At 54.6% G+C, this 18,603-nt stretch carries 18 protein-coding genes; 9 read left to right on the forward strand and 9 right to left on the reverse strand.

What is annotated here, in order from left to right; genetic code table 11:
- Positions 1–9 precede the first annotated feature (9 nt).
- On the reverse strand, positions 10–1,167 hold the full coding sequence (locus AC3ZVB_RS01800; protein WP_490145611.1) for an acyltransferase family protein: 1,158 nt from the start codon (positions 1,165–1,167) through the stop codon (positions 10–12).
- 247 nt (positions 1,168–1,414) lie between these two features.
- On the opposite strand from AC3ZVB_RS01800, the gene AC3ZVB_RS01805 reads away from it, so the two are divergent.
- Positions 1,415–2,485: an acyltransferase gene (locus tag AC3ZVB_RS01805; RefSeq protein ID WP_490145612.1), complete on the forward strand. Its 1,071-nt coding sequence runs from the start codon at positions 1,415–1,417 to the stop codon at positions 2,483–2,485.
- 62 nt (positions 2,486–2,547) lie between these two features.
- Here the strand turns inward: AC3ZVB_RS01805 and AC3ZVB_RS01810 are convergent, their stop codons facing one another.
- Positions 2,548–3,489 (reverse strand): NAD-dependent epimerase/dehydratase family protein, encoded by a 942-nt coding sequence (locus AC3ZVB_RS01810; protein ID WP_490145613.1) that lies wholly within the window; start codon positions 3,487–3,489, stop codon positions 2,548–2,550.
- 502 nt (positions 3,490–3,991) lie between these two features.
- Here AC3ZVB_RS01810 and AC3ZVB_RS01815 point away from each other — a divergent pair.
- The 3 genes from AC3ZVB_RS01815 to fabF all read left to right on the forward strand — a co-directional run bounded on the left by AC3ZVB_RS01815 (position 3,992) and on the right by fabF (position 6,661).
- The gene (locus AC3ZVB_RS01815; RefSeq protein ID WP_490145614.1) at positions 3,992–4,327 is read left to right on the forward strand and encodes a ComEA family DNA-binding protein; all 336 of its coding nucleotides are present in this window, start codon (positions 3,992–3,994) and stop codon (positions 4,325–4,327) included.
- A 232-nt stretch (positions 4,328–4,559) separates the two neighbouring features.
- Complete coding sequence (locus AC3ZVB_RS01820) at positions 4,560–5,354, forward strand: SDR family NAD(P)-dependent oxidoreductase (RefSeq protein WP_490145615.1); 795 nt, start codon at positions 4,560–4,562, stop codon at positions 5,352–5,354.
- Positions 5,355–5,386: 32 nt separating this feature from the next.
- Entirely contained in the window at positions 5,387–6,661 is a 1,275-nt protein-coding gene (gene fabF, locus AC3ZVB_RS01825) for a beta-ketoacyl-ACP synthase II (protein ID WP_490145616.1), read from the forward strand.
- On the opposite strand, the gene AC3ZVB_RS01830 is transcribed toward fabF, so the two are convergent.
- A complete protein-coding gene (locus tag AC3ZVB_RS01830; RefSeq protein WP_162436132.1) occupies positions 6,658–7,215 on the reverse strand; it encodes a TetR/AcrR family transcriptional regulator in 558 nt (185 codons plus the stop codon). The two genes, fabF and AC3ZVB_RS01830, sit on opposite strands and share 4 nt — an antisense overlap.
- A 200-nt stretch (positions 7,216–7,415) precedes the next feature.
- Between AC3ZVB_RS01830 and AC3ZVB_RS01835 the strand changes: the two genes are divergently transcribed.
- Positions 7,416–8,267 carry an urea carboxylase-associated family protein gene (locus tag AC3ZVB_RS01835; RefSeq protein ID WP_490145617.1) on the forward strand — a complete coding sequence of 284 codons (852 nt, stop codon included), beginning with the start codon at positions 7,416–7,418 and terminating at the stop codon, positions 8,265–8,267.
- Between the two features lie 45 nt (positions 8,268–8,312).
- Here AC3ZVB_RS01835 and AC3ZVB_RS01840 read toward each other — a convergent pair whose 3' ends face one another.
- From AC3ZVB_RS01840 to rfbC, 6 genes are all read right to left on the reverse strand, one after another.
- Positions 8,313–8,480, reverse strand: coding sequence for a DUF2897 family protein (locus tag AC3ZVB_RS01840; RefSeq protein WP_081744012.1), 168 nt, complete (start codon positions 8,478–8,480; stop codon positions 8,313–8,315).
- A gap of 124 nt (positions 8,481–8,604) precedes the next feature.
- The gene (gene eat / locus AC3ZVB_RS01845) at positions 8,605–9,969 is read right to left on the reverse strand and encodes an ethanolamine permease (RefSeq protein WP_490145618.1); all 1,365 of its coding nucleotides are present in this window, start codon (positions 9,967–9,969) and stop codon (positions 8,605–8,607) included.
- A gap of 312 nt (positions 9,970–10,281) precedes the next feature.
- Positions 10,282–11,154, reverse strand: coding sequence for a dTDP-4-dehydrorhamnose reductase (gene rfbD / locus AC3ZVB_RS01850; protein WP_490145619.1), 873 nt, complete (start codon positions 11,152–11,154; stop codon positions 10,282–10,284).
- 16 nt (positions 11,155–11,170) lie between these two features.
- Entirely contained in the window at positions 11,171–12,046 is an 876-nt protein-coding gene (gene rfbA, locus AC3ZVB_RS01855) for a glucose-1-phosphate thymidylyltransferase RfbA (protein WP_490145620.1), read from the reverse strand.
- The gene (rfbB, locus tag AC3ZVB_RS01860; RefSeq protein ID WP_490145621.1) at positions 12,043–13,125 is read right to left on the reverse strand and encodes a dTDP-glucose 4,6-dehydratase; all 1,083 of its coding nucleotides are present in this window, start codon (positions 13,123–13,125) and stop codon (positions 12,043–12,045) included. The genes rfbA and rfbB overlap by 4 nt, the downstream gene beginning before the upstream one ends.
- Before the next feature lie 17 nt (positions 13,126–13,142).
- On the reverse strand, positions 13,143–13,688 hold the full coding sequence (rfbC, locus tag AC3ZVB_RS01865; protein WP_490145622.1) for a dTDP-4-dehydrorhamnose 3,5-epimerase: 546 nt from the start codon (positions 13,686–13,688) through the stop codon (positions 13,143–13,145).
- Between the two features lie 207 nt (positions 13,689–13,895).
- Between rfbC and kdpF the strand changes: the two genes are divergently transcribed.
- From kdpF to kdpC, 4 genes are all read left to right on the forward strand, one after another.
- Positions 13,896–13,985, forward strand: a complete 90-nt coding sequence (kdpF, locus tag AC3ZVB_RS01870; protein WP_007899818.1) for a K(+)-transporting ATPase subunit F — start codon at positions 13,896–13,898, stop codon at positions 13,983–13,985.
- A gap of 8 nt (positions 13,986–13,993) precedes the next feature.
- Positions 13,994–15,688 carry a potassium-transporting ATPase subunit KdpA gene (gene kdpA, locus AC3ZVB_RS01875; RefSeq protein ID WP_490145623.1) on the forward strand — a complete coding sequence of 565 codons (1,695 nt, stop codon included), beginning with the start codon at positions 13,994–13,996 and terminating at the stop codon, positions 15,686–15,688.
- Positions 15,689–15,713: 25 nt separating this feature from the next.
- Complete coding sequence (gene kdpB / locus AC3ZVB_RS01880; RefSeq protein ID WP_490145624.1) at positions 15,714–17,771, forward strand: potassium-transporting ATPase subunit KdpB; 2,058 nt, start codon at positions 15,714–15,716, stop codon at positions 17,769–17,771.
- 223 nt (positions 17,772–17,994) lie between these two features.
- Positions 17,995–18,540 carry a potassium-transporting ATPase subunit KdpC gene (gene kdpC, locus AC3ZVB_RS01885; protein WP_490145625.1) on the forward strand — a complete coding sequence of 182 codons (546 nt, stop codon included), beginning with the start codon at positions 17,995–17,997 and terminating at the stop codon, positions 18,538–18,540.
- Positions 18,541–18,603: the final 63 nt, after the last annotated feature.

An 18,603-nucleotide genomic window follows, 5' to 3' on the forward strand; every position in this document is an offset into this window, starting at 1 on the left:
CATCAATAGTCAAGATTCTTGAACGACGCTAATTTGTTGTTTTGCGTACTTCGAATGCAGCATAAATCTTTTTTCAATATAAATAAAAGTCATAGTGGATACACTAACTACAACTGGAATCACGGCAAAATTGACCGCCCAGAACGTGTATTTTCCGATGCTGGATAGATCGGAAACCAGTGCAAGTGATTTGAATGTTACGAACAAGATCGGTAGGTGTAACAAATATATGCTGTAACTAATGTCGCTTAGTCTGTTTAGGCATTGAAAGTGCAGCGCTCTTGGGTTTGAGATCGTAATGCATATGAAAAATAGCGATGTGATTAAATATCTTTCATATCCGTAGCCGGGTATTTCGAGAAGACCGCATGTCAGAATAAAGCTGACCACGGCCGTTATATTTGCAATGTATTTTATCAAAAAACTATCTATTTTAACTTTGAGAATAGTTGCCGCAATTATCCCTGTTAGAAAGTATGTCCAGCACACTACTGCAGATGTACCCAGATCAATCGCTGCGAGAGTTACTGTCACTAGGAGCGCCAAGTTTCTATATCGTGAACGATAACATATCGCAACTAATGGTAATACTGCATAAAATCTCCACTCATGAACAAGTGTCCATGTGACCGAGCTGAGCGGGATTAGCGAGATATCACCAATTTTCATTGGGTTATCAATGAAGTTAAACGAAATAATCCCGGCAAGTGTAGTTAGTGTGTCTCTGTTTAGAAGAGACAGGTCTGAATATATTATTGCTATAAATACAATGATCAATGACGAAGCATAATACAACGGAGCTACTCGTTTCAAACGGGCTATGAAAAAGCCACTCCAGTCGATTGAATGCGACTTCATGATTTTGTCGAAAAATAAAAAGCCGGTAATGCAGAAGAAAATTTGAACACCGAAGGAGCCGAGATTTGGATATATCTGCCCCCACGACGAGAAGCTACTGTTTGTTATGCCTAGATTCGTGAGGACGAATGGAGCATGATTAACAAATACAAATACCGCAGCAAGTCCTCGAAGTCCGTTTATAAATTTATATTGGTGAGGAACTTCGGCGCTCTCAATTTTTTTCTTCCATAGTGTTGAAAAAATTATAAACATCAAAACTATCAAAGCTGATATTAGTGCGGTTTCTACACTGTATTCTGTACGCATTACCGAGCTACTCCTTTTTTGCAGGTAGCTTTTTGGGTTAGTCCTAGCTTGGATCATAAACGATGCAGCACCTAGAGTGCGATTTTTCTCTGGAAAAGATCAACACGTTTCACTGCTTATAATATAGAGCTCAAATTTTATTCTTTCGCCGCTCTCGTTTGACCATTTTGAATATAAATACTATTGTTTTAAGAGCGTTTTTTTGTAAGGTTTTTGATCTGGTAGCGATTTATCGGAGGGTATCGGTTTGAATGTTCTGGATAGAAATTTAAAAGGCGACGATCACTTTTGGATTCATTGGGTGAAAGCGATTGCGATCGTTATGGTTGTTGTATTACATATTGCTGCGCCTTACCACTACCAATTCAACGAGATTCCTGAGAGGGCGTGGATTGTTGTGAATTTTTATGAGTCAGTTGTACGTCCTTGCGTTCCATTGTTTTTTATGACATCTGGCTTTTTGCTTCTAAGATTCAATGAGCCAATTTCTTTGTTTTTTTATAAGCGCTTAAATAGGATTTTAGTTCCATTGCTTTTTTGGACGGTCAGTTACATTATTTGGAAAATTTACTACGGGGGACAGCGATTTGTCGACTTTGGTGGTGTCGCGCAAATGTTTATGTTTCCTGTCAGCTATCATCTGTGGTTCTTGTACGCGATTATTGGTTGCTACTTGTTTGTGCCTATTCTAAGAAAATGGACAGTAGGAGGAGACCGAGTGTTACTTTGGTTTTATTGTTGTCTATGGTTTGTTGCAGTAGGTATTTTACCTTTACTGAAAAATTACTTTGGACTAAAAAATCAAATAGACATGTCATATGCCACTGGTTATATAGGGTACTTTGTTCTTGGGTATTTGCTAGGGACTCGTGAGTACTTTGTTTGGCACGCAGCTGTCTGCGTTGTTGTGATCATCGTATCCACATTCATTACTGGATACCTTACCTATAACCTAACTCTTGCAAACGAAGGCGTTCTGGTTGGAGATTTCACTGCAGTCTTGTCACCGAGTGTGATTGTTGCTTCCGTAGGGTTGTTTATATTAATTAAATATTTAGTCGTTGAATGCTCTAGGTTTCTTCCTCGCAAGATATATGATTTTGTAATTTCTTTGAGTAATACTAGTTTTGGTATTTATTTAGTCCATGTTATGGTGCTGGATCTAGTGGTTAGTTATTATGGTCAGTATTTTGGTGTTGATTTTGAGGATTTGATTTGGGTGATACCCTTCTTATCATTGATCATAATTTTAATTTCTTATAGTGTGGTTCTTATGATGGGGCGTTTAAAATATCTTGGTAGAACAGTCGGAAAATAATAAATGTATTGCTGCGTATTTTGCCAAAAGCAGAGCGGCAGCAATGCATGATTGGCTTTCTGTTAATGATCACTCGAATGCGCAAGCAATTTTTCCAATCCGGATTTTAATGAGGTCTTGTTTTTGATCTCATAATGTTTAGCTAATTTTTTGTTGTCTGCCAATGAGTGCCTAATGTCGCCAGTACGAGCAGGAGCATAAATTACGCCAAGCGAATATTTAGTTATCTCGCGTATGGTTGCTATCAATTGATTTAATGTCGTTGAATGATTCATTCCAACATTGATCGGGCTGCTATTGACCTTCGGAGCCTCTAATGATTGAACTAATATCTGGACAAGGTCGTCGATATAAACGAAATCTCTTGTCTGTTCGCCGTCTCCAAAGACTGTTATGGGTAAATTTTTCTGGGCTCTGTCAGCGAATATGCTAATAACTCCTGAGTATGGCGATGCTGGATCTTGGCGAGGACCAAAAACATTGAAAAATCTAAAGATTGCTGATTCAAAAGCGTGTTGGCGTGTATAGAAATCAATGTAATGTTCACTCGCCAGTTTGTCTGATGCGTAGGGTGTCAACGGCGATTTCGGAGTGTCCTCACAGATAGCTTTTCCTTCTCCGTTCCCACCATATACAGCAGCACTGGACGCGAATATTATTCGACTGATTTTTAATTGTAGCATTGCTTCGCACACATTAAGAGTGCCAACGAAATTACTGCGATGAGTACTGATCGGATCTTCGACTGAGGCCTGGACTGATGCTACGGCCGCTAAGTGGACGACTGCATTGCAGCCATTCATTGCTTGCGCAACAGCTACTGCATCAGCGATGTCCCCCTCTATCAAATGTACAAGTGGATTCTCAAGTGGCAGGTTGCTACGCTTTCCAGTAGATAAGTTGTCAAATACTCTAACCCTGTATCCTCTCTTAAGTAGAATGTCCGTCAAGTGGGAACCGATGAATCCAGCTCCGCCGGTAATAAAAATTACACCTTTATTCATTGTGGATCTCACATAGAAAACATAATTTGTTAGAGTCTATAACATAGACTTTGCATATTTTTTATTTAAATGGTGAGTTATAAGTTTCTTTTGATTGCTAACTATTTACTGTGATTTGGGGTGGCAGGTATAGTGATTGTTTTTAAATCTAGAGCTCCAGGATCGCTTCATTAGTATTCATTTTTTATTAACCAAAGCTATCGTATCATTTTTTGTTGTGATTTTCATTGCGCAAGTTGATAGCAAGTCCAATGCCGTCTTTCTGTACTGTCTAGCTAGTCGAGATATTACCATCGATCCTTTCTGATTATGCTGGATCTATGCCGATGAAGAGAGTGTTCCTTCAGGTTCAAAAATTTTTCTAACGTCGATTTGGACTGTGACCCCTGATTGTTTCACATCCCGCAACAGACACACTTTTGACAGCCCCCATACATCGCCTAGATTTGGGAGGCAGCTTCGGAAAAGCTGCTTTCCCAATCGATGTCATGGAGCTTCAAATATGCGTACCGGTTACCTCTCCTCTCTGATTTTTGCCCTGCTCACCAGCCTCTCGATCAGCGCCACTGCTGCGCCCGCAGCCAAGCCCGAGGCTGGCAATCCCCCTGCAGTGATGGAAGCTGCGCCGAAGGAAATGTCAGGCAAAGTCGACCTTAATGGTGCCGACGCGCCAACTTTGCAGCGAGAACTGACAGGTGTTGGTGAAGCAAAAGCCCAGGCAATTGTTGCGTATCGTGATATGAATGGTCCGTTTGCATCCGTTGATGAGTTGCTGGAAGTGAAGGGGATCGGCAAAGCGATTCTGGATAAAAACCGTGAGAAGCTTGAGGTGAACTAAGCTGATTGTTCAGTGCTAGGAAGGCCGGTCATTGACCGGCCTTTTTTCGTTATGGCGCAGTACAAAACTCTTGTGCAATTTAAGGAGAGCCACTCGGCAAGGCACCTCCTTTCGTCGGCGCCTAAAAAATTACGACTATCATATGCACTTTGGATTATGCCTATAATAAATACGTCGTCCAACGAACCGCTCATACGTTCTCGCCCTCAGCCTCTCCCCTGGAGCACCCTTTATGAACTCTCCCAAAGCCCAAGGAACCGCTCTCGTCACTGGTGCATCCTCCGGCATCGGTGCGATTTACGCCGAGCGCCTGGCCGCCCGTGGTTTTGACCTGCTCCTGGTCGCACGCGATCAGGAGCGCCTCGACGCAGCCGCAACCAGGCTGCGCACAGAGCGCGGCATTCAAGTCGAAGTGCTCAAGGCAGATCTGACGCGGAAGGACGACGTGTTAAAACTCGAACAGCGCCTTCGCAGCGATTCCAGTATCAGCCTCCTGCTGAACAATGCCGGCGTCGCGGCCGATGGTTTGCTGGCCAACTCCGACATGGACCAGCTTGAGCGTTTGATTCAGCTCAACATCACGGCAGTCACGCGGTTGGCCTCGGCGGCGGCGGCAAGTTTTTCCAAGGCGGGTCGTGGCACGATCATCAACATCGCCTCGGTTGTGGCATTGTTTCCCGAGCGCTTCAACGCGACTTACAGCGCGAGCAAGGCTTATGTGTTAAGTCTGACCCAGTCGTTAAACGCTGAACTGGACGGCACCGGCGTCAAGGTCCAGGCCGTATTGCCAGGGGTGACGCGCACCGAAATCTGGGAGCGTTCCGGTATAGATGCGACGCAAATTCCTGCGGATATGGTGATGGAAGCCGCTGAAATGGTAGATGCGGCGTTGTCTGGTCTGGACCAAGGTGAGCTGATCACCATTCCGTCATTGCCGGACGCTGGCGATTGGGAAGCCTTTGTAGCGGCGCGTCATGTGATGGCGCCGAACCTGTCTAAAAGCAAGGCGGCCACGCGTTACAAGTGAGGCGCCATGAATCGGATCGAGGTGTGTGCGGTATGAGTGTTCGTCGAATAGTGGTAACGGGTATGGGGCTGGTGTCGCCTCTGGGCAGCGATGTTGAAGCGGTCTGGGAGCGCCTTCTGGCCGGGCAATCCGGGTTGCGTATTTTGCCGGAGGAGGTGGTTGCGGACTTGCCCGCCAGGGTGGGCGGCGTGGTGCCGACGTTGGCTGAAGATGCCGAAGCGGGTTTTGATCCGGATCGGGCGACGCCTCCTAAAGAACAGAAGAAGATGGATCGCTTTATTTTGTTTGCGATGGAGGCGGCGCGTCAGGCGTTGGAGCAGGCGGGTTGGCAAGCGGTGGACGCCACCGCTCAGGAGCGCACTGCAACCATTATCGGATCAGGCGTTGGCGGTTTCGGCGCTATTGCGGATGCGGTGCGCACCACCGACAGCCGAGGGCCGCGGCGCTTATCGCCGTTCACTATTCCTTCGTTTCTGGTCAACCTGGCGGCAGGTCATGTGTCGATTCAGCACGCGTTCAAGGGGCCTTTGGGTGCTCCGGTGACGGCTTGCGCAGCGGGTGTGCAGGCGATTGGTGATGCGGCGAGGTTGATTCGTAGCGGTGAGGCGGACATAGCCGTCTGTGGCGGTGCCGAAGCTGCAATCGATCGAGTCAGCCTTGCCGGATTTGCCGCTGCTCGCGCGTTGTCCAGTGGTTACAACGAAACACCTGAGCGTGCCTCGCGGCCATTCGACAGTGGCCGCGATGGCTTTGTCATGGGGGAGGGGTCCGGTCTGTTGGTGATCGAATCCCTGGAACATGCGCTGGCCCGTGGTGCCCAGCCCATCGCGGAACTGGTCGGCTACGGCACCAGCGCCGATGCCTATCACCTGACCGCCGGACCTGAGGATGGTAGCGGCGCCCGACGCGCGATGTCACTGGCGTTGGCACAAGCCGGCATCTCGCCTGCGCAGGTGCAGCATCTCAATGCTCACGCGACGTCGACGCCGGTCGGTGATCTGGGGGAGTTGGCGGCCATCAAGTCGTTGTTCGGCACCGACAATAATATCGCGGTGACGTCGACCAAATCCGCAACCGGGCATTTGCTCGGCGCAGCGGGCGGGATCGAGGCAATCTTCACGTTGTTGGCGATTCGCGATCAAGTGGTGCCCGCGACGCTCAATTTTGAAAATCCTGACCCGGCAGCGCAAGGCGTGGACATCGTTCATGGTCAGGCGCGCCCGATGGCAATCGAATACGCGTTGTCGAACGGCTTCGGGTTTGGTGGAGTTAACGCCAGCGTGCTGTTCAAGCGCTGGCAGGGTTAATCCTGCGATCGCTTGAGGTGATCACGAGTGACGTCGAGAATCCGCCGGGCCAGTTCGGGATTCTCGACGCTGCGTGACAGCAGCAGTGCGCCGACCAGCGTCGACATGATGACAATGCTGCGATCTTCGGCGTCGTCACCTTCCAGTGTTCCTCGCACCTGTTCCAACCTTGCATTGAGGATGGTATCGGAGGTTGCGCTGGGCTGTCCGCGCAGACCCAATTCCGATGACATGGTTGGGAGCGGGCAACCCTGATGCGGCGATGTCTGGTGCCATTCGGAGAGATAGCGGTCGATGAAGGCTTCAAGCGGCCGTTCCTCGGCAAACAACATTGCGCAAACGCCTTCCACTTCTTCGCCCGCAGCTTGCAGCGCCTTTTCTACCAGTTCGTCCTTGGAGGCGAAGTGCGAGTAAAAACCACCGTGAGTCAGGCCTAAAGCTTTCATCAAGGGTTGCAGGCCAGTGGCGCCAATTCCATCGCGGCGAAAGCGTGCAGCAGCTTCCTTGATAATACGTTGGTGGGTTTGGGCTTTGTGATCCTGCGAGTAACGCATCTGAAATCTCCACGGCAATGCGTCAGTTTAACCAAGGAAACATAGATGGTGACTGTACTTCTACTTCTAAAAAAGCACACAGATGCTTCGAATCGAATTCCGGATATTTAGTTGCTGGCACGAATAGTGATTACTCGTTTGCCGACTGACCACTGAGGCCGGCGAACTTGCACGGCGTTCACTGACTGAGGATTCGTGCCATGTACAAAGACTATCCAGCGGCCTATCAGGTCAGCAAAGGCTCTGCGTTGCAGGTTGATACTGCCTTTTACGACCGGATTCGCGAGGCGAAGGACGGGCGCACGCTGGTCGAACAGTTCGAGGTCCCCATTCGCACTGGCCGCGCCTGGAATGTGCCGGCCGGGCATGTGTTTCGTGTGACCACACCCGTCGGGCCACAAGTGGGGGACTTCAACGTCTGGAACGCCAATGATCCGCGGGAACGCTTGTGGGCAGCTCGTACCCGGCAGTTGCAGGGCGCCCATGTCAGCACCCATGACCGGCTCTGGTCGAACCTGCCATTTTTACGGCCATTGGTGACCATTACGGATGACAGTCTGGCCGGTTATGGCATCGACGAGCATGGTGGACGCCTGCACGATTTGCTCGGCACTCGCTGCGATCCGTATGTAAATAAAATGCTTACGGGTGAGGATTTCCATCACCACTGTCATTCGAACCTGACCCGCGCCGTGCTGCCCCACGGTCTGACAGAGTTCGATGTGCATGACGTGCTGAATATTTTTCAGTGCACCGGTCTCAATCATGACGATATGTACTTCATGAAGGCGTGTCCGGCGAAGAAGGGCGATTACCTGGAGTTCTTTGCCGAGATCGATCTGCTGTGCGCGCTCTCGACCTGTCCCGGTGGCGATTTGTCACTGGCCATGTGGGGGCCGGAAGCACAGGATCCGCTGAGCGTGTGTCGTCCGCTGGGCGTGGAAATTTATCGATTGGAGGATGCGTTGCTTGAAGGCTGGAGTCAGCCGGAACGTGCGGCGTACAACGGGATGCATGGCTTGCAGGTCGCAAAAGCCGATTGGGAAAAGTAGAAACACATGTGGCGAGAGAGCCGGCTCCCTCGCCACATTTACACTTCAGCGGTCCTGCGCTTCCTTGGCATCCATTTCCGCATTGCGTTCAGCGACGCGTTTCCGTTGCTCTTCGGTAAGATCGACCTTGGTGGCGGTGTCGCGCAACATCATCAAACCACCAACGATCGAGCCGATTGCAACGACCAGAATCAACCAGGCATACCAGGGCATAGGGCTCTCCTTGAGGGGCAGGCCGGTGGCGCAGTTCGCCAACCGATCGTGCATACCACTTTGAGCGATTTATTTTCGCAGTGGTTCCATTCTATGCCTGATATGCCTTACACGCCCCACCACGTTATAGCCCGGTCAACATCGCATCCGCCGGCGCGTCCGCACGCAGTTGCGCCGTCAGCATGAAGTACACAAAACCCACCGCCATGAACCCGAGGAAAATCAACCCGATCAGCGTGTTGAACCACGCCATCGCCACTAGGCACACCACCGCCAGCAGCAGCGCAATGAACGGCACCAGTGGATAGCATGGCGCGCGGAACGTCCGCTCGAGATTCGGTTCGGTTTTACGCAGTTTGAACAGGCTGAGCATGCTCATGATGTACATCACGATGGCGCCGAACACCGCCATGGTGATCATCGCCGCTGTCAACGTCATTCCGCCGAGGTTGATCAAGCCATCACTGTAAATCGCTGCAATCCCGATCACGCCGCCAGCAATGATTGCCCGGTGCGGGGTCTGGAAACGGGAGAGTTTGGCCAGGGATTTAGGCAGATAACCGGCCCGGGCCAACGCGAAGAATTGCCGTGAGTAGCCCAGGATGATTCCGTGGAAACTCGCCACCAGGCCGAACAGGCCGATCCAGACCAACATGTGCAACCAGCCGGAGTTTTCGCCAACCACGGTTTTCATGGCTTGCGGCAGCGGATCGTTGATGTTCGACAGAGTACGCCAGTCGCCAACGCCACCCGCAAAGAACATCACCCCCATCGCCAGTACCACCAGGGTCAGGATGCCGCTGATGTAAGCTTTTGGAATCGTGCGTTTCGGGTCCTTGGCTTCTTCAGCCGCCATGGCGGCGCCTTCGATGGCCAGGAAAAACCAGATGGCGAAGGGGATCGCTGCGAACATCCCGGCAATTGCCGGCGCCCCGAACACATCAGATCCCGCCCAGCCGTTGAGGGCAAAGTTGCTGAAACTGAACGCCGGCGCGACCACGCCCATGAACACCAGCAGTTCCGCGACCGCAAGCACACAGACCACCAGCTCAAAGGTCGCGGCCAGTTTCACCCCAAGAATATTCAGCCCCATGAACACGATGTACGCCCCCACCGCCGCGTGTTTCGGATCGAGAGCGGGGAACTGCACGTTCAGGTAAGCGCCGATTGCCAATGCAATCGCCGGAGGGGCGAACACGAATTCGATCAGTGTCGCCAGCCCGGCGATCAAACCACCTTTCTCGCCAAAAGCACGACGGCTGTAGGCAAAGGGACCACCGGCATGGGGTATCGCGGTGGTCAGCTCGGTAAAACTGAAGATGAAGCAGGTGTACATCGTGGCGACCATGAACGATGTCACCAGAAAACCGAGAGTACCGGCCACGCCCCAGCCATAACTCCAGCCGAAATACTCACCGGAAATCACCAGCCCGACTGCAATGCCCCACAGGTGTAGCGTGCCGAGCGTGGGTTTGAGTTGTGTGTTCATGCGCTTGCTCCCTGAACGGTTTGGAAAGCTCGGGGAGGTCGCGTGCAGTGCGCGTGCCAGTGTGGATTTGTGCGTCGTAAAGCGCGGAAAGCTGTCGTATCGAGGATGTTGGGCGCTGATGAGGAGTGGTTGCATGCGCCAGTTGGGAGCGCTTGTGCCTGTTATGCCGTCTTCGCGAGCAGACTTGCAAGGCATGACGTTAACCCTGTGGCGAGGGAATTTACTCCCGCTGGGGCGCGCAGCGGCCCCAAGCAGGAACTGCTGCAAAATCGTGCGGCAGTAAACTTCATCGCCCCAAAGCGGCGGTGTGTCCTAATCGGTTTGTTTAGCCAAACATTCATGCAACGCGCTTAACCATTCAGGTTGAACCACCCCCCATTCACTTTGCAGCCGGGTGCAATCCAGGCGAGAGTTGAGCGGCCGGGTGGCGGGAGTCGGATAGTCACTGGATGGAATCGGTAGCAGGCTTGCGCAAGGTTGCCCACGTTCGCGCAACGCATTGCCGATGGCCTGGGCAAAGCCAAACCACGATGTTTCACCCTGAGCGGTCAGGTGGTAAGTCCCCCAAGCGCCCGTAACGCCGCCCTGCCAGCGCTCGATCAGGGCCAGTGTACTGTTGGCAATAGTGCCCGCCCAAGTGGGAGCCCCGATCTGGTCGGCGACAATGCGCAGTTCCGGCTTTTCCTGCAGCAGACGCTGCATTGTCAGCAGGAAATTGCGGCCGTGGGTCGAGTACACCCAGCTTGTGCGCAGGATCAGATGCTGACCTTGCACTGCGGTAATCGCGCGCTCACCCGCGAGTTTGCTTTGACCGTAAACACTTAGCGGATTGGGCACATCGTCTTCGGAATAGGGCTCCGGCTTCGAACCGTCGAATACATAGTCGGTGGAGTAATGGATCAATGGGATACCGAGTAGTAACGCTTCCTCGGCAAAGATGCCTGGGGCGACACCATTGATGGCGAACGCGGCTTTGGGCTCGCTTTCTGCCAAATCGACTGCAGTGTGAGCGGCGGCGTTGACGATCAGGTCGGGACGCACTCGTTGAACCTGTTTACGGATCTGATCGGGTTGCGTCAGATCCATCTGGTCGCGCCCTAGTACGATCAATTCTCCGAGCGCGCCAAGGCGCAGCTGTAATTCGCGAGAAACCTGACCATGTTGGCCACTGATAAGGATTTTCATTGCATACCCATGAATTTCATTTCGCTTCACCGGCCACCATGGCCAAGTACTGGCCATAACCGGTCTTGCCGAAATAGTGGGCGCGGTCCAGCAATTGATCGCGGTCGATCCACTTGTTTTCGTACGCGATCTCTTCAAGGCAGGCCACTTTCAAGCCTTGGCGGTGCTCAATGGTCTGCACGTACTGTGACGCTTCGAGCAGGCTGTCGTGGGTACCGGTGTCCAGCCAGGCGAAACCGCGCCCAAAACGCTCGACTTGCAGATCACCGCGCGCGAGGTAGGCATTGTTCACGTCGGTGATCTCCAGCTCGCCGCGTGCTGAAGGCATCACTGCCTTGGCAATTTCGATGACATCATTGTCGTAAAAGTACAGGCCGGTGACCGCGTAGCTGGACTTCGGTTTTTTCGGCTTTTCTTCAATGGACAATGCGCGGCCTGCACTGTCGAAATCGATCACGCCGAAGCGCTCGGGGTCTTTGACCCAGTAACCAAAGACGGTGGCACCAGAGGGACGGTTTGCCGCGCTCTGCAACTGCTCGCCAAAGTGTTGGCCATGAAAGATATTGTCGCCGAGGATCAGGCAAACCGGATCGTTACCGATGAACTCTTCGCCAATCAGAAAAGCCTGGGCTAGGCCATCTGGCGAGGGCTGCTCGGCATAGCTGAAATTCACCCCGAATTGGCTACCATCGCCCAGTAGATTGCGATATTGCGGTAGATCATGTGGGGTGGAGATCAGGAGAATGTCCTTGATGCCGGCCAGCATCAAAACCGAGATCGGGTAATAGATCATCGGTTTGTCATAAACCGGCAGAAGCTGTTTGGACACCCCAAGTGTGATCGGATGCAGGCGCGTGCCTGATCCCCCTGCCAGAACGATACCCTTCATCATGCGTGCAGCTCCCGAGTATTGAGAGCGCCGAGGCGTTCGCCTTGATAGCTTCCGTCCTGGACTCGGCGACACCATTCGAGATTGCTCAGATACCACTGAACGGTTTTGCGCAGGCCAGAACTGAAGGTTTCTTCGGGAACCCAGCCCAAATCGCGCTCGATCTTGCTGGCATCGATTGCATAGCGCCGGTCGTGTCCCGGGCGATCCTGGACGAATGTGATCAGGTCCGCGTACTGCGCAACGCCATCGGGTTTTTGCGGTGCCAACTCTTCGAGCAAGGCGCAGATGCCGCGCACTACGTCGATGTTCTTCTGTTCGTTGTGGCCGCCGATGTTATAGGTTTCGCCGACGGTACCCTCCGTTACTACCTTGAGTAGCGCCCGGGCGTGGTCCTCGACGAACAACCAGTCGCGTACTTGCAGACCATTGCCATACACCGGCAGCGGTTTCCCGGCCAAGGCATTGAGGATGACCAATGGAATCAACTTTTCAGGAAAGTGAAATGGACCGTAGTTGTTCGAGCAATTAGTCAGCAGCACCGGCAGACCGTAGGTGCGCTGCCAGGCTCGAACCAGATGGTCAGAGGCCGCCTTGCTGGCGGAGTAGGGCGAACTTGGAGCGTAGGGTGTCGTTTCCGTAAACAGGTCATCAACACCCGGCAGGTCGCCGTAGACCTCGTCTGTCGAGATGTGATGGAAACGGAATGCGCTTTTTTCTGGCTCGGCCAGGTCCTGCCAATAGGCGCGTGCCGCCTCCAGCATACTGTAGGTGCCGACGATATTGGTCTGGATAAAGTCTGATGGACCGTCGATTGAACGGTCGACGTGGGACTCCGCGGCCAGGTGCATGATTGCCTGCGGCTGGAATCGTGTAAGCACTGCACTTACGGCAGCCTGATCAACGATATCGACCTGGACGAATTCATAACGCGTGTCGTTGGCAATGCTGGTCAAGGACTCGAGATTGCCGGCGTAAGTCAACTTGTCCAGATTGAGCACTTCATGGTTAGTTTGCGTAATCAGCTCGCGAATCAGCGCCGAGCCAATGAAACCGGCACCACCGGTAATCAGGATACGCATATTGTTTTGCCCTGAATTCACGAGAATACCTCTGCATCCTTGAGAAAAATTGCCGCTTGATCCTTGGCGGACAGTTGTGGAGCTCCGTCCAATTGCCAGCTGATCGCCAGGTCTGGATCGTCCCAACGAATACTGCGCTCTGCAGAGGGGGTGTAGTAATCAGTGGTTTTATAAAGGAACTCGGCAAAATCGCTCAACACCAGGAAACCGTGGGCAAAACCCTCCGGCACCCATAGTTGACGATGATTTTCGGCGGACAACCGAACCGCCACCCATTTCCCGAAGTACGGTGAACTGCGGCGGATATCCACCGCCACGTCGAGCACTTCCCCCGACGTTACCCGGACCAGCTTGCCTTGGGTGTTTTCCAATTGATAATGCAGACCCCGCAACACGCCTTTTTGTGAACGTGAATGGTTGTCTTGGACAAACTGGATTTCCAGGCCGGTAGCTTCTTCGAACGCCCTGGCGTTGAAGCTTTCGTAGAAGAAGCCACGTTCATCACCAAATACCTTGGGTTCGATAATAAGAACACCGGGCAAATCGGTGGCGATTACATTCATGGTGTTTTCTCTGGCGTTGAAATTCGATGGACGACATTCTCGGTCAAATGACTGGTAGTACGCGAGCGGCAATGCTGTAACACCCCCACAAACCCACTCTTTACACCTTCTTTACGCCCCTCCACACCCCTCGATCTCGCGCCTTTACACCCTCCTTCCCGACAATGACTCCACACGCGGCAATACGCCGTAACACGGAGAACTTCCATGAGCGTTCTGGACGGAGTGTCGCTGCTGCTGGCAGTGGGACTGTTCATTTATCTGTTGGTTGCGCTGTTGCGCGCGGACCGGAACTAGGAGCGGCTATGCACAGTTATGACTATTGGCTGATCCTCGCCTTCTTCGCCATCGTGCTGATACCGGCACCGTTTCTGGGGCGGTTCTATTACAAGGTGATGGAAGGGCAGCGCACCTGGCTGACTCCGATCCTCGGTCCGGTGGAGCGCGGCTGTTATCGCGTGGCCGGCGTTGACCCGCAGGTCGAGCAGAGCTGGCAGAAGTACACCCTGGCCCTGCTAGCGTTCAACCTTGCAGGATTTCTGCTGTTGTTTGCGATTCTGTTGTTTCAGGATTACCTGCCACTCAACCCTCAGAACCTGCCGGGCCAGGAGTGGACGCAAGCGTTCAATACCGCCGTCAGCTTCATGACCAACACCAACTGGCAGTCGTACAGTGGTGAAGCCACGCTCAGCTACCTGAGTCAGATGGTCGGCCTCACCGTGCAGAACTTCGTCAGCGCCGCCACCGGTCTCGCTGTGCTGGTTGCGTTGTGTCGCGGTATCGGTCGCAAGTCGGCTCAAACCCTGGGCAACTTCTGGGTCGACATGACCCGTGCCACCCTCTACGGCTTGCTGCCGCTGTGCCTGCTGCTGGCGCTGTTTCTGGTCTGGCAGGGCGTGCCGCAAACCTTCGCTCACTACGTGAATGCCGTGACGATGCAAGGTGTCGACCAGGTGATTCCGCTCGGTCCGGCTGCGAGCCAGATTGCGATCAAGCAACTGGGTACCAATGGCGGTGGCTTCTTCGGGGTCAACTCGGCGCACCCGTTCGAGAACCCGACGGCGTGGAGCAACCTGTTCGAGGTGTCGTCGATCATCCTGATTCCGGTCGCGCTGGTGTTCACCTTCGGCCATTACGTAAAAGACCTGCGTCAGAGCCGCGCAATCATCGCCTGCATGCTGGCGCTGTTTTTGATCGGTGGCGCGACCTCGTTGTGGGCTGAGTACCAACCCAATCCGACCCTGAACAACGTCGCCGTCGAACAGACTGCGCCGCTGGAAGGCAAGGAAGCACGCTTTGGTACCACCGCTACGGTGCTCTGGTCGGTCACCACGACGGCTGCATCCAACGGCTCGGTCAATGGCATGCACGACAGCCTCAACCCGCTGAGCGGCATGGTCGCGATGGTCAATATGATGGTCGGCGAAGTGATCTTCGGCGGCGTCGGCGCCGGGCTCTACGGCATGTTGCTCAACGTACTGATCGCGGTGTTTCTCGCCGGCCTGATGATCGGTCGCACGCCGCAATACCTCGGCAAAAAACTGGCGGCCCGGGAAGTCCAGTTACTGGTGGTGACCTTGCTGGTAATGCCGGTGGGTGTGCTGGTGCTGGGTGCTATCGCGGCGAGTCTGCCAGGTCCGGTCGCTGCGGTGAGTAACCCGGGCGCTCACGGATTCAGCCAGTTGCTTTACGCCTACACCTCGGCCAGTGCCAACAACGGCTCTGCGTTTGCCGGTTTGGGTGCCAACACCGCGTTCCATAACCTGATGCTCGGCCTGGGCATGTTGATCGGTCGTTTCGGCTACATCCTTCCGGTGCTCGCGTTGGCTGGCAGCCTGGCAATGAAGAAATCCGCCCCGATCGGCCAGAACAGCTTTCCGACCCATGGCCCGTTGTTCGTCACCTTGCTGACGGTGACCATTTTGCTGGTGGGCGGCCTGACGTTCCTGCCAGCCCTGGCGCTGGGTCCGATTGCCGAACACTTGAGCATGGGCTTCTGAGCCTGGTTCTTTTAAGGAGCTGATGATGAATATGCCCGCAATCAAACCGGCCGCCGCCAAGGCGCCGGAACAACCGAAAACCGCGATCTCGGCCCTCTGGCGCCCGGCGCTCGTGCAAGCGTTCGTCAAGCTTGACCCACGCCAGCTGCAGCGTGCGCCAGTGATGCTGGTCGTTGAACTGACCGCGATCCTGACCACCGTTTTGTGCTTCATTCCAGATGCGGCGGTACCCACTTTCGTCGCGGCGCAAATCGCCTTGTGGCTGTGGTTTACCGTGCTGTTCGCCAACTTCGCCGAAGCCTTGGCTGAAGGACGCGGCAAGGCCCGCGCCGACAGCCTGAAAGCCGGCAGCGAAGGTTTGAGCGCTCGACGCAAGACCGCCAATGGCACCTTCCAGATCGTGCCCGCCACCAGCCTGCGCAAGGACGACGTGGTGCGCGTCGAAGCGGGGGAAATGATCCCCGGTGACGGTGAGGTTATTGAAGGCATTGCGGCCGTCAACGAAGCGGCCATTACCGGTGAATCCGCGCCGGTGATTCGTGAGTCCGGTGGCGACCGTTCGGCAGTGACCGGCAACACTCGCCTGGTGTCGGACTGGCTGCTGGTGCGGATCACCGCCAACCCCGGTGAGTCGACCCTGGACCGCATGATCGCCCTGGTCGAAGGCGCCAAACGCCAGAAAACCCCGAACGAAGTCGCGCTCGACATCTTGTTGATCGGCCTGACGCTGATCTTCCTGCTGGTGGTCGTTACCCTGCAACCGTTTGCCCACTTCGCCAATGGCAGCCTGCCGCTGGTGTTCCTGGTGGCGTTATTGGTCACGCTGATTCCGACGACCATTGGCGGTCTGTTGTCCGCCATCGGTATCGCCGGCATGGACCGACTGGTGCGCCTGAACGTGATTGCCAAGTCCGGTCGCGCCGTGGAAGCGGCGGGGGACGTACACGTTTTGCTGCTGGACAAGACCGGCACCATCACCTTCGGCAACCGTCGCTGCACGGCTGTGTATGCGGCGCCAGGGGTGAGCAGCAAGGAGCTGGCGGAGGGCGCGTTGTTCGCCTCCCTGGCGGACGACACGGCGGAAGGTAAATCCATCGTCGAGTACCTGCGCGGCCTTCATCCACAACCAGAGCCATCCGCTGAAACCCTGACGGCGGTGCCCTTCAGCGCCGAGACGCGCCTGTCCGGTGTCGACTATCAAGGCCGCGTGTATCGCAAAGGTGCAGTGGATTCGTTGCTGGCGTTCGTCGGCCTGAAACGCGCTGATCTTGCACCGGCGCTGTCCCGGGAAATCGACAAGATTGCCCAGAGTGGCGGCACGCCGTTGCTGGTGTGCGCCGACGGAAAATTGCTCGGCGCGATACACCTCAAGGACGTGGTCAAGCCCGGTATTCGTGAGCGTTTTGCCGAGCTGCGCAAACTGGGGATTCGTACGGTCATGGTCACCGGCGACAACCCGTTGACCGCTGCGGCGATTGCGGCCGAGGCGGGCGTCGACGACGTGCTGGCCGAGGCGACGCCGGAGAAAAAACTGGCGCGCATTCGCCACGAGCAAAACGACGGTCGACTGGTCGCGATGTGCGGCGACGGCGCCAACGATGCGCCCGCGCTGGCCCAGGCGGATGTCGGCATGGCGATGAACGACGGGACTCAAGCGGCTCGGGAAGCGGCGAACATGGTCGACCTCGACAGCGACCCGACCAAGCTGCTGGACGTGGTGCAAATCGGCAAGGAACTGCTGGTGACGCGCGGCGCGCTGACAACGTTTTCCATCGCCAACGACGTGGCCAAATACTTCGCGATCCTGCCGGCGTTGTTCGCCTCGATCTACCCGCAACTGGGTGTGCTGAACGTCATGCACCTGACCAGCCCGCAGAGCGCGATTCTGTCGGCGATTGTGTTCAACGCCTTGATCATTGTGGTGTTGATCCCGCTGGCGTTGCGCGGCGTGCGGGTGCAAGCGGCGAGTGCGGCGGCGCTGTTGCGACGCAACCTGTTGATCTATGGCTTGGGCGGGTTACTGGTGCCGTTCGTGGGGATCAAGGCGATCGACATGCTGCTCACGGCGTTAAATCTGGTTTGACCGGTACGGCGGTGCGGTGGTGTTTTTGTGGCGAGGGGATTCATCCCCGTTGGGCTGCGCAGCAGTCCTCAACCCATTGGATGCGGCGAGTTGGAAGAAACGAGGTCAAAGCTTTTTGGGGCTGCTGCGCAGCCCAACGGGGCGGTGCGACGTTTCGCTAAATCCCCTCGCCACAGGTGATGTGTGTCCCTGATAAATGTTTTTCTATTTCGAGGATTTTGAAATGTCCACAATGATACGTCCGGCCCTGAGCCTATTGGTCCTCATGACCCTGATCACCGGCGTCGCCTACCCACTGGTCGTCACCGGCGTGGCCCAGGTGGCTTTCCCCGACCAGGCCAACGGCAGCCTCGTACGAGACGAGGCCGGAAAGGTCCGTGGCTCTTCGCTGATCGCCCAGGATTTCACCGGTGACAGCTGGTTCCATCCACGTCCATCCGCGGGTGCCTTCGCCACAATTTCGAGTAGCGCCAGCAACCTCTCGCCGAGCAATCCGGCCCTGGCCACTCGGGTGATCGACGACGCCAGCAAGCTGGTGGTGCCAGGGCAGGGACCGGTGCCTCTGGCACTGCTCACTACTTCTGGCAGCGGCCTCGACCCGCACTTGCCACCGGCGGCGATTAGCTATCAACTGGCGCGTGTTGCGGCGGCGCGGAATCTGCCGGTGTCTACGCTTGAGCAATTGATGAATGCAAACATCGAGCAGCCCTTGGTGGGGCCGCCGGTGGTGAATGTGTTGGCGCTGAACATGGCGCTTGAGAACCTGTAGATCGGTGGTGCCAGCAATCGCGAGCAGGCCGCTCATACGGCGGACAAAGGATCCTCTGTCACA

This window comes from Pseudomonas sp. MDV22-iso1 (assembly GCF_058145095.1).

Bases quoted from the DNA above. Each gene is read 5' to 3' on its own strand.
- rfbD (WP_490145619.1), bottom strand. From the start codon at position 11,154: ATGAAAATCCTTATCAGTGGCCAACATGGTCAGGTTTCTCGCGAATTA.
- kdpC (WP_490145625.1), top strand. From the start codon at position 17,995: ATGTCCACAATGATACGTCCGGCCCTGAGCCTATTGGTCCTCATGACC.
- rfbA (WP_490145620.1), bottom strand. From the start codon at position 12,046: ATGATGAAGGGTATCGTTCTGGCAGGGGGATCAGGCACGCGCCTGCAT.
- kdpB (WP_490145624.1), top strand. From the start codon at position 15,714: ATGAATATGCCCGCAATCAAACCGGCCGCCGCCAAGGCGCCGGAACAA.
- kdpA (WP_490145623.1), top strand. From the start codon at position 13,994: ATGCACAGTTATGACTATTGGCTGATCCTCGCCTTCTTCGCCATCGTG.
- AC3ZVB_RS01830 (WP_162436132.1), bottom strand. From the start codon at position 7,215: ATGCGTTACTCGCAGGATCACAAAGCCCAAACCCACCAACGTATTATC.
- eat (WP_490145618.1), bottom strand. From the start codon at position 9,969: ATGAACACACAACTCAAACCCACGCTCGGCACGCTACACCTGTGGGGC.
- AC3ZVB_RS01835 (WP_490145617.1), top strand. From the start codon at position 7,416: ATGTACAAAGACTATCCAGCGGCCTATCAGGTCAGCAAAGGCTCTGCG.
- AC3ZVB_RS01815 (WP_490145614.1), top strand. From the start codon at position 3,992: ATGCGTACCGGTTACCTCTCCTCTCTGATTTTTGCCCTGCTCACCAGC.
- rfbB (WP_490145621.1), bottom strand. From the start codon at position 13,125: ATGCGTATCCTGATTACCGGTGGTGCCGGTTTCATTGGCTCGGCGCTG.
- rfbC (WP_490145622.1), bottom strand. From the start codon at position 13,688: ATGAATGTAATCGCCACCGATTTGCCCGGTGTTCTTATTATCGAACCC.
- kdpF (WP_007899818.1), top strand. From the start codon at position 13,896: ATGAGCGTTCTGGACGGAGTGTCGCTGCTGCTGGCAGTGGGACTGTTC.
- AC3ZVB_RS01800 (WP_490145611.1), bottom strand. From the start codon at position 1,167: ATGCGTACAGAATACAGTGTAGAAACCGCACTAATATCAGCTTTGATA.
- AC3ZVB_RS01820 (WP_490145615.1), top strand. From the start codon at position 4,560: ATGAACTCTCCCAAAGCCCAAGGAACCGCTCTCGTCACTGGTGCATCC.
- AC3ZVB_RS01840 (WP_081744012.1), bottom strand. From the start codon at position 8,480: ATGCCCTGGTATGCCTGGTTGATTCTGGTCGTTGCAATCGGCTCGATC.
- AC3ZVB_RS01810 (WP_490145613.1), bottom strand. From the start codon at position 3,489: ATGAATAAAGGTGTAATTTTTATTACCGGCGGAGCTGGATTCATCGGT.
- fabF (WP_490145616.1), top strand. From the start codon at position 5,387: ATGAGTGTTCGTCGAATAGTGGTAACGGGTATGGGGCTGGTGTCGCCT.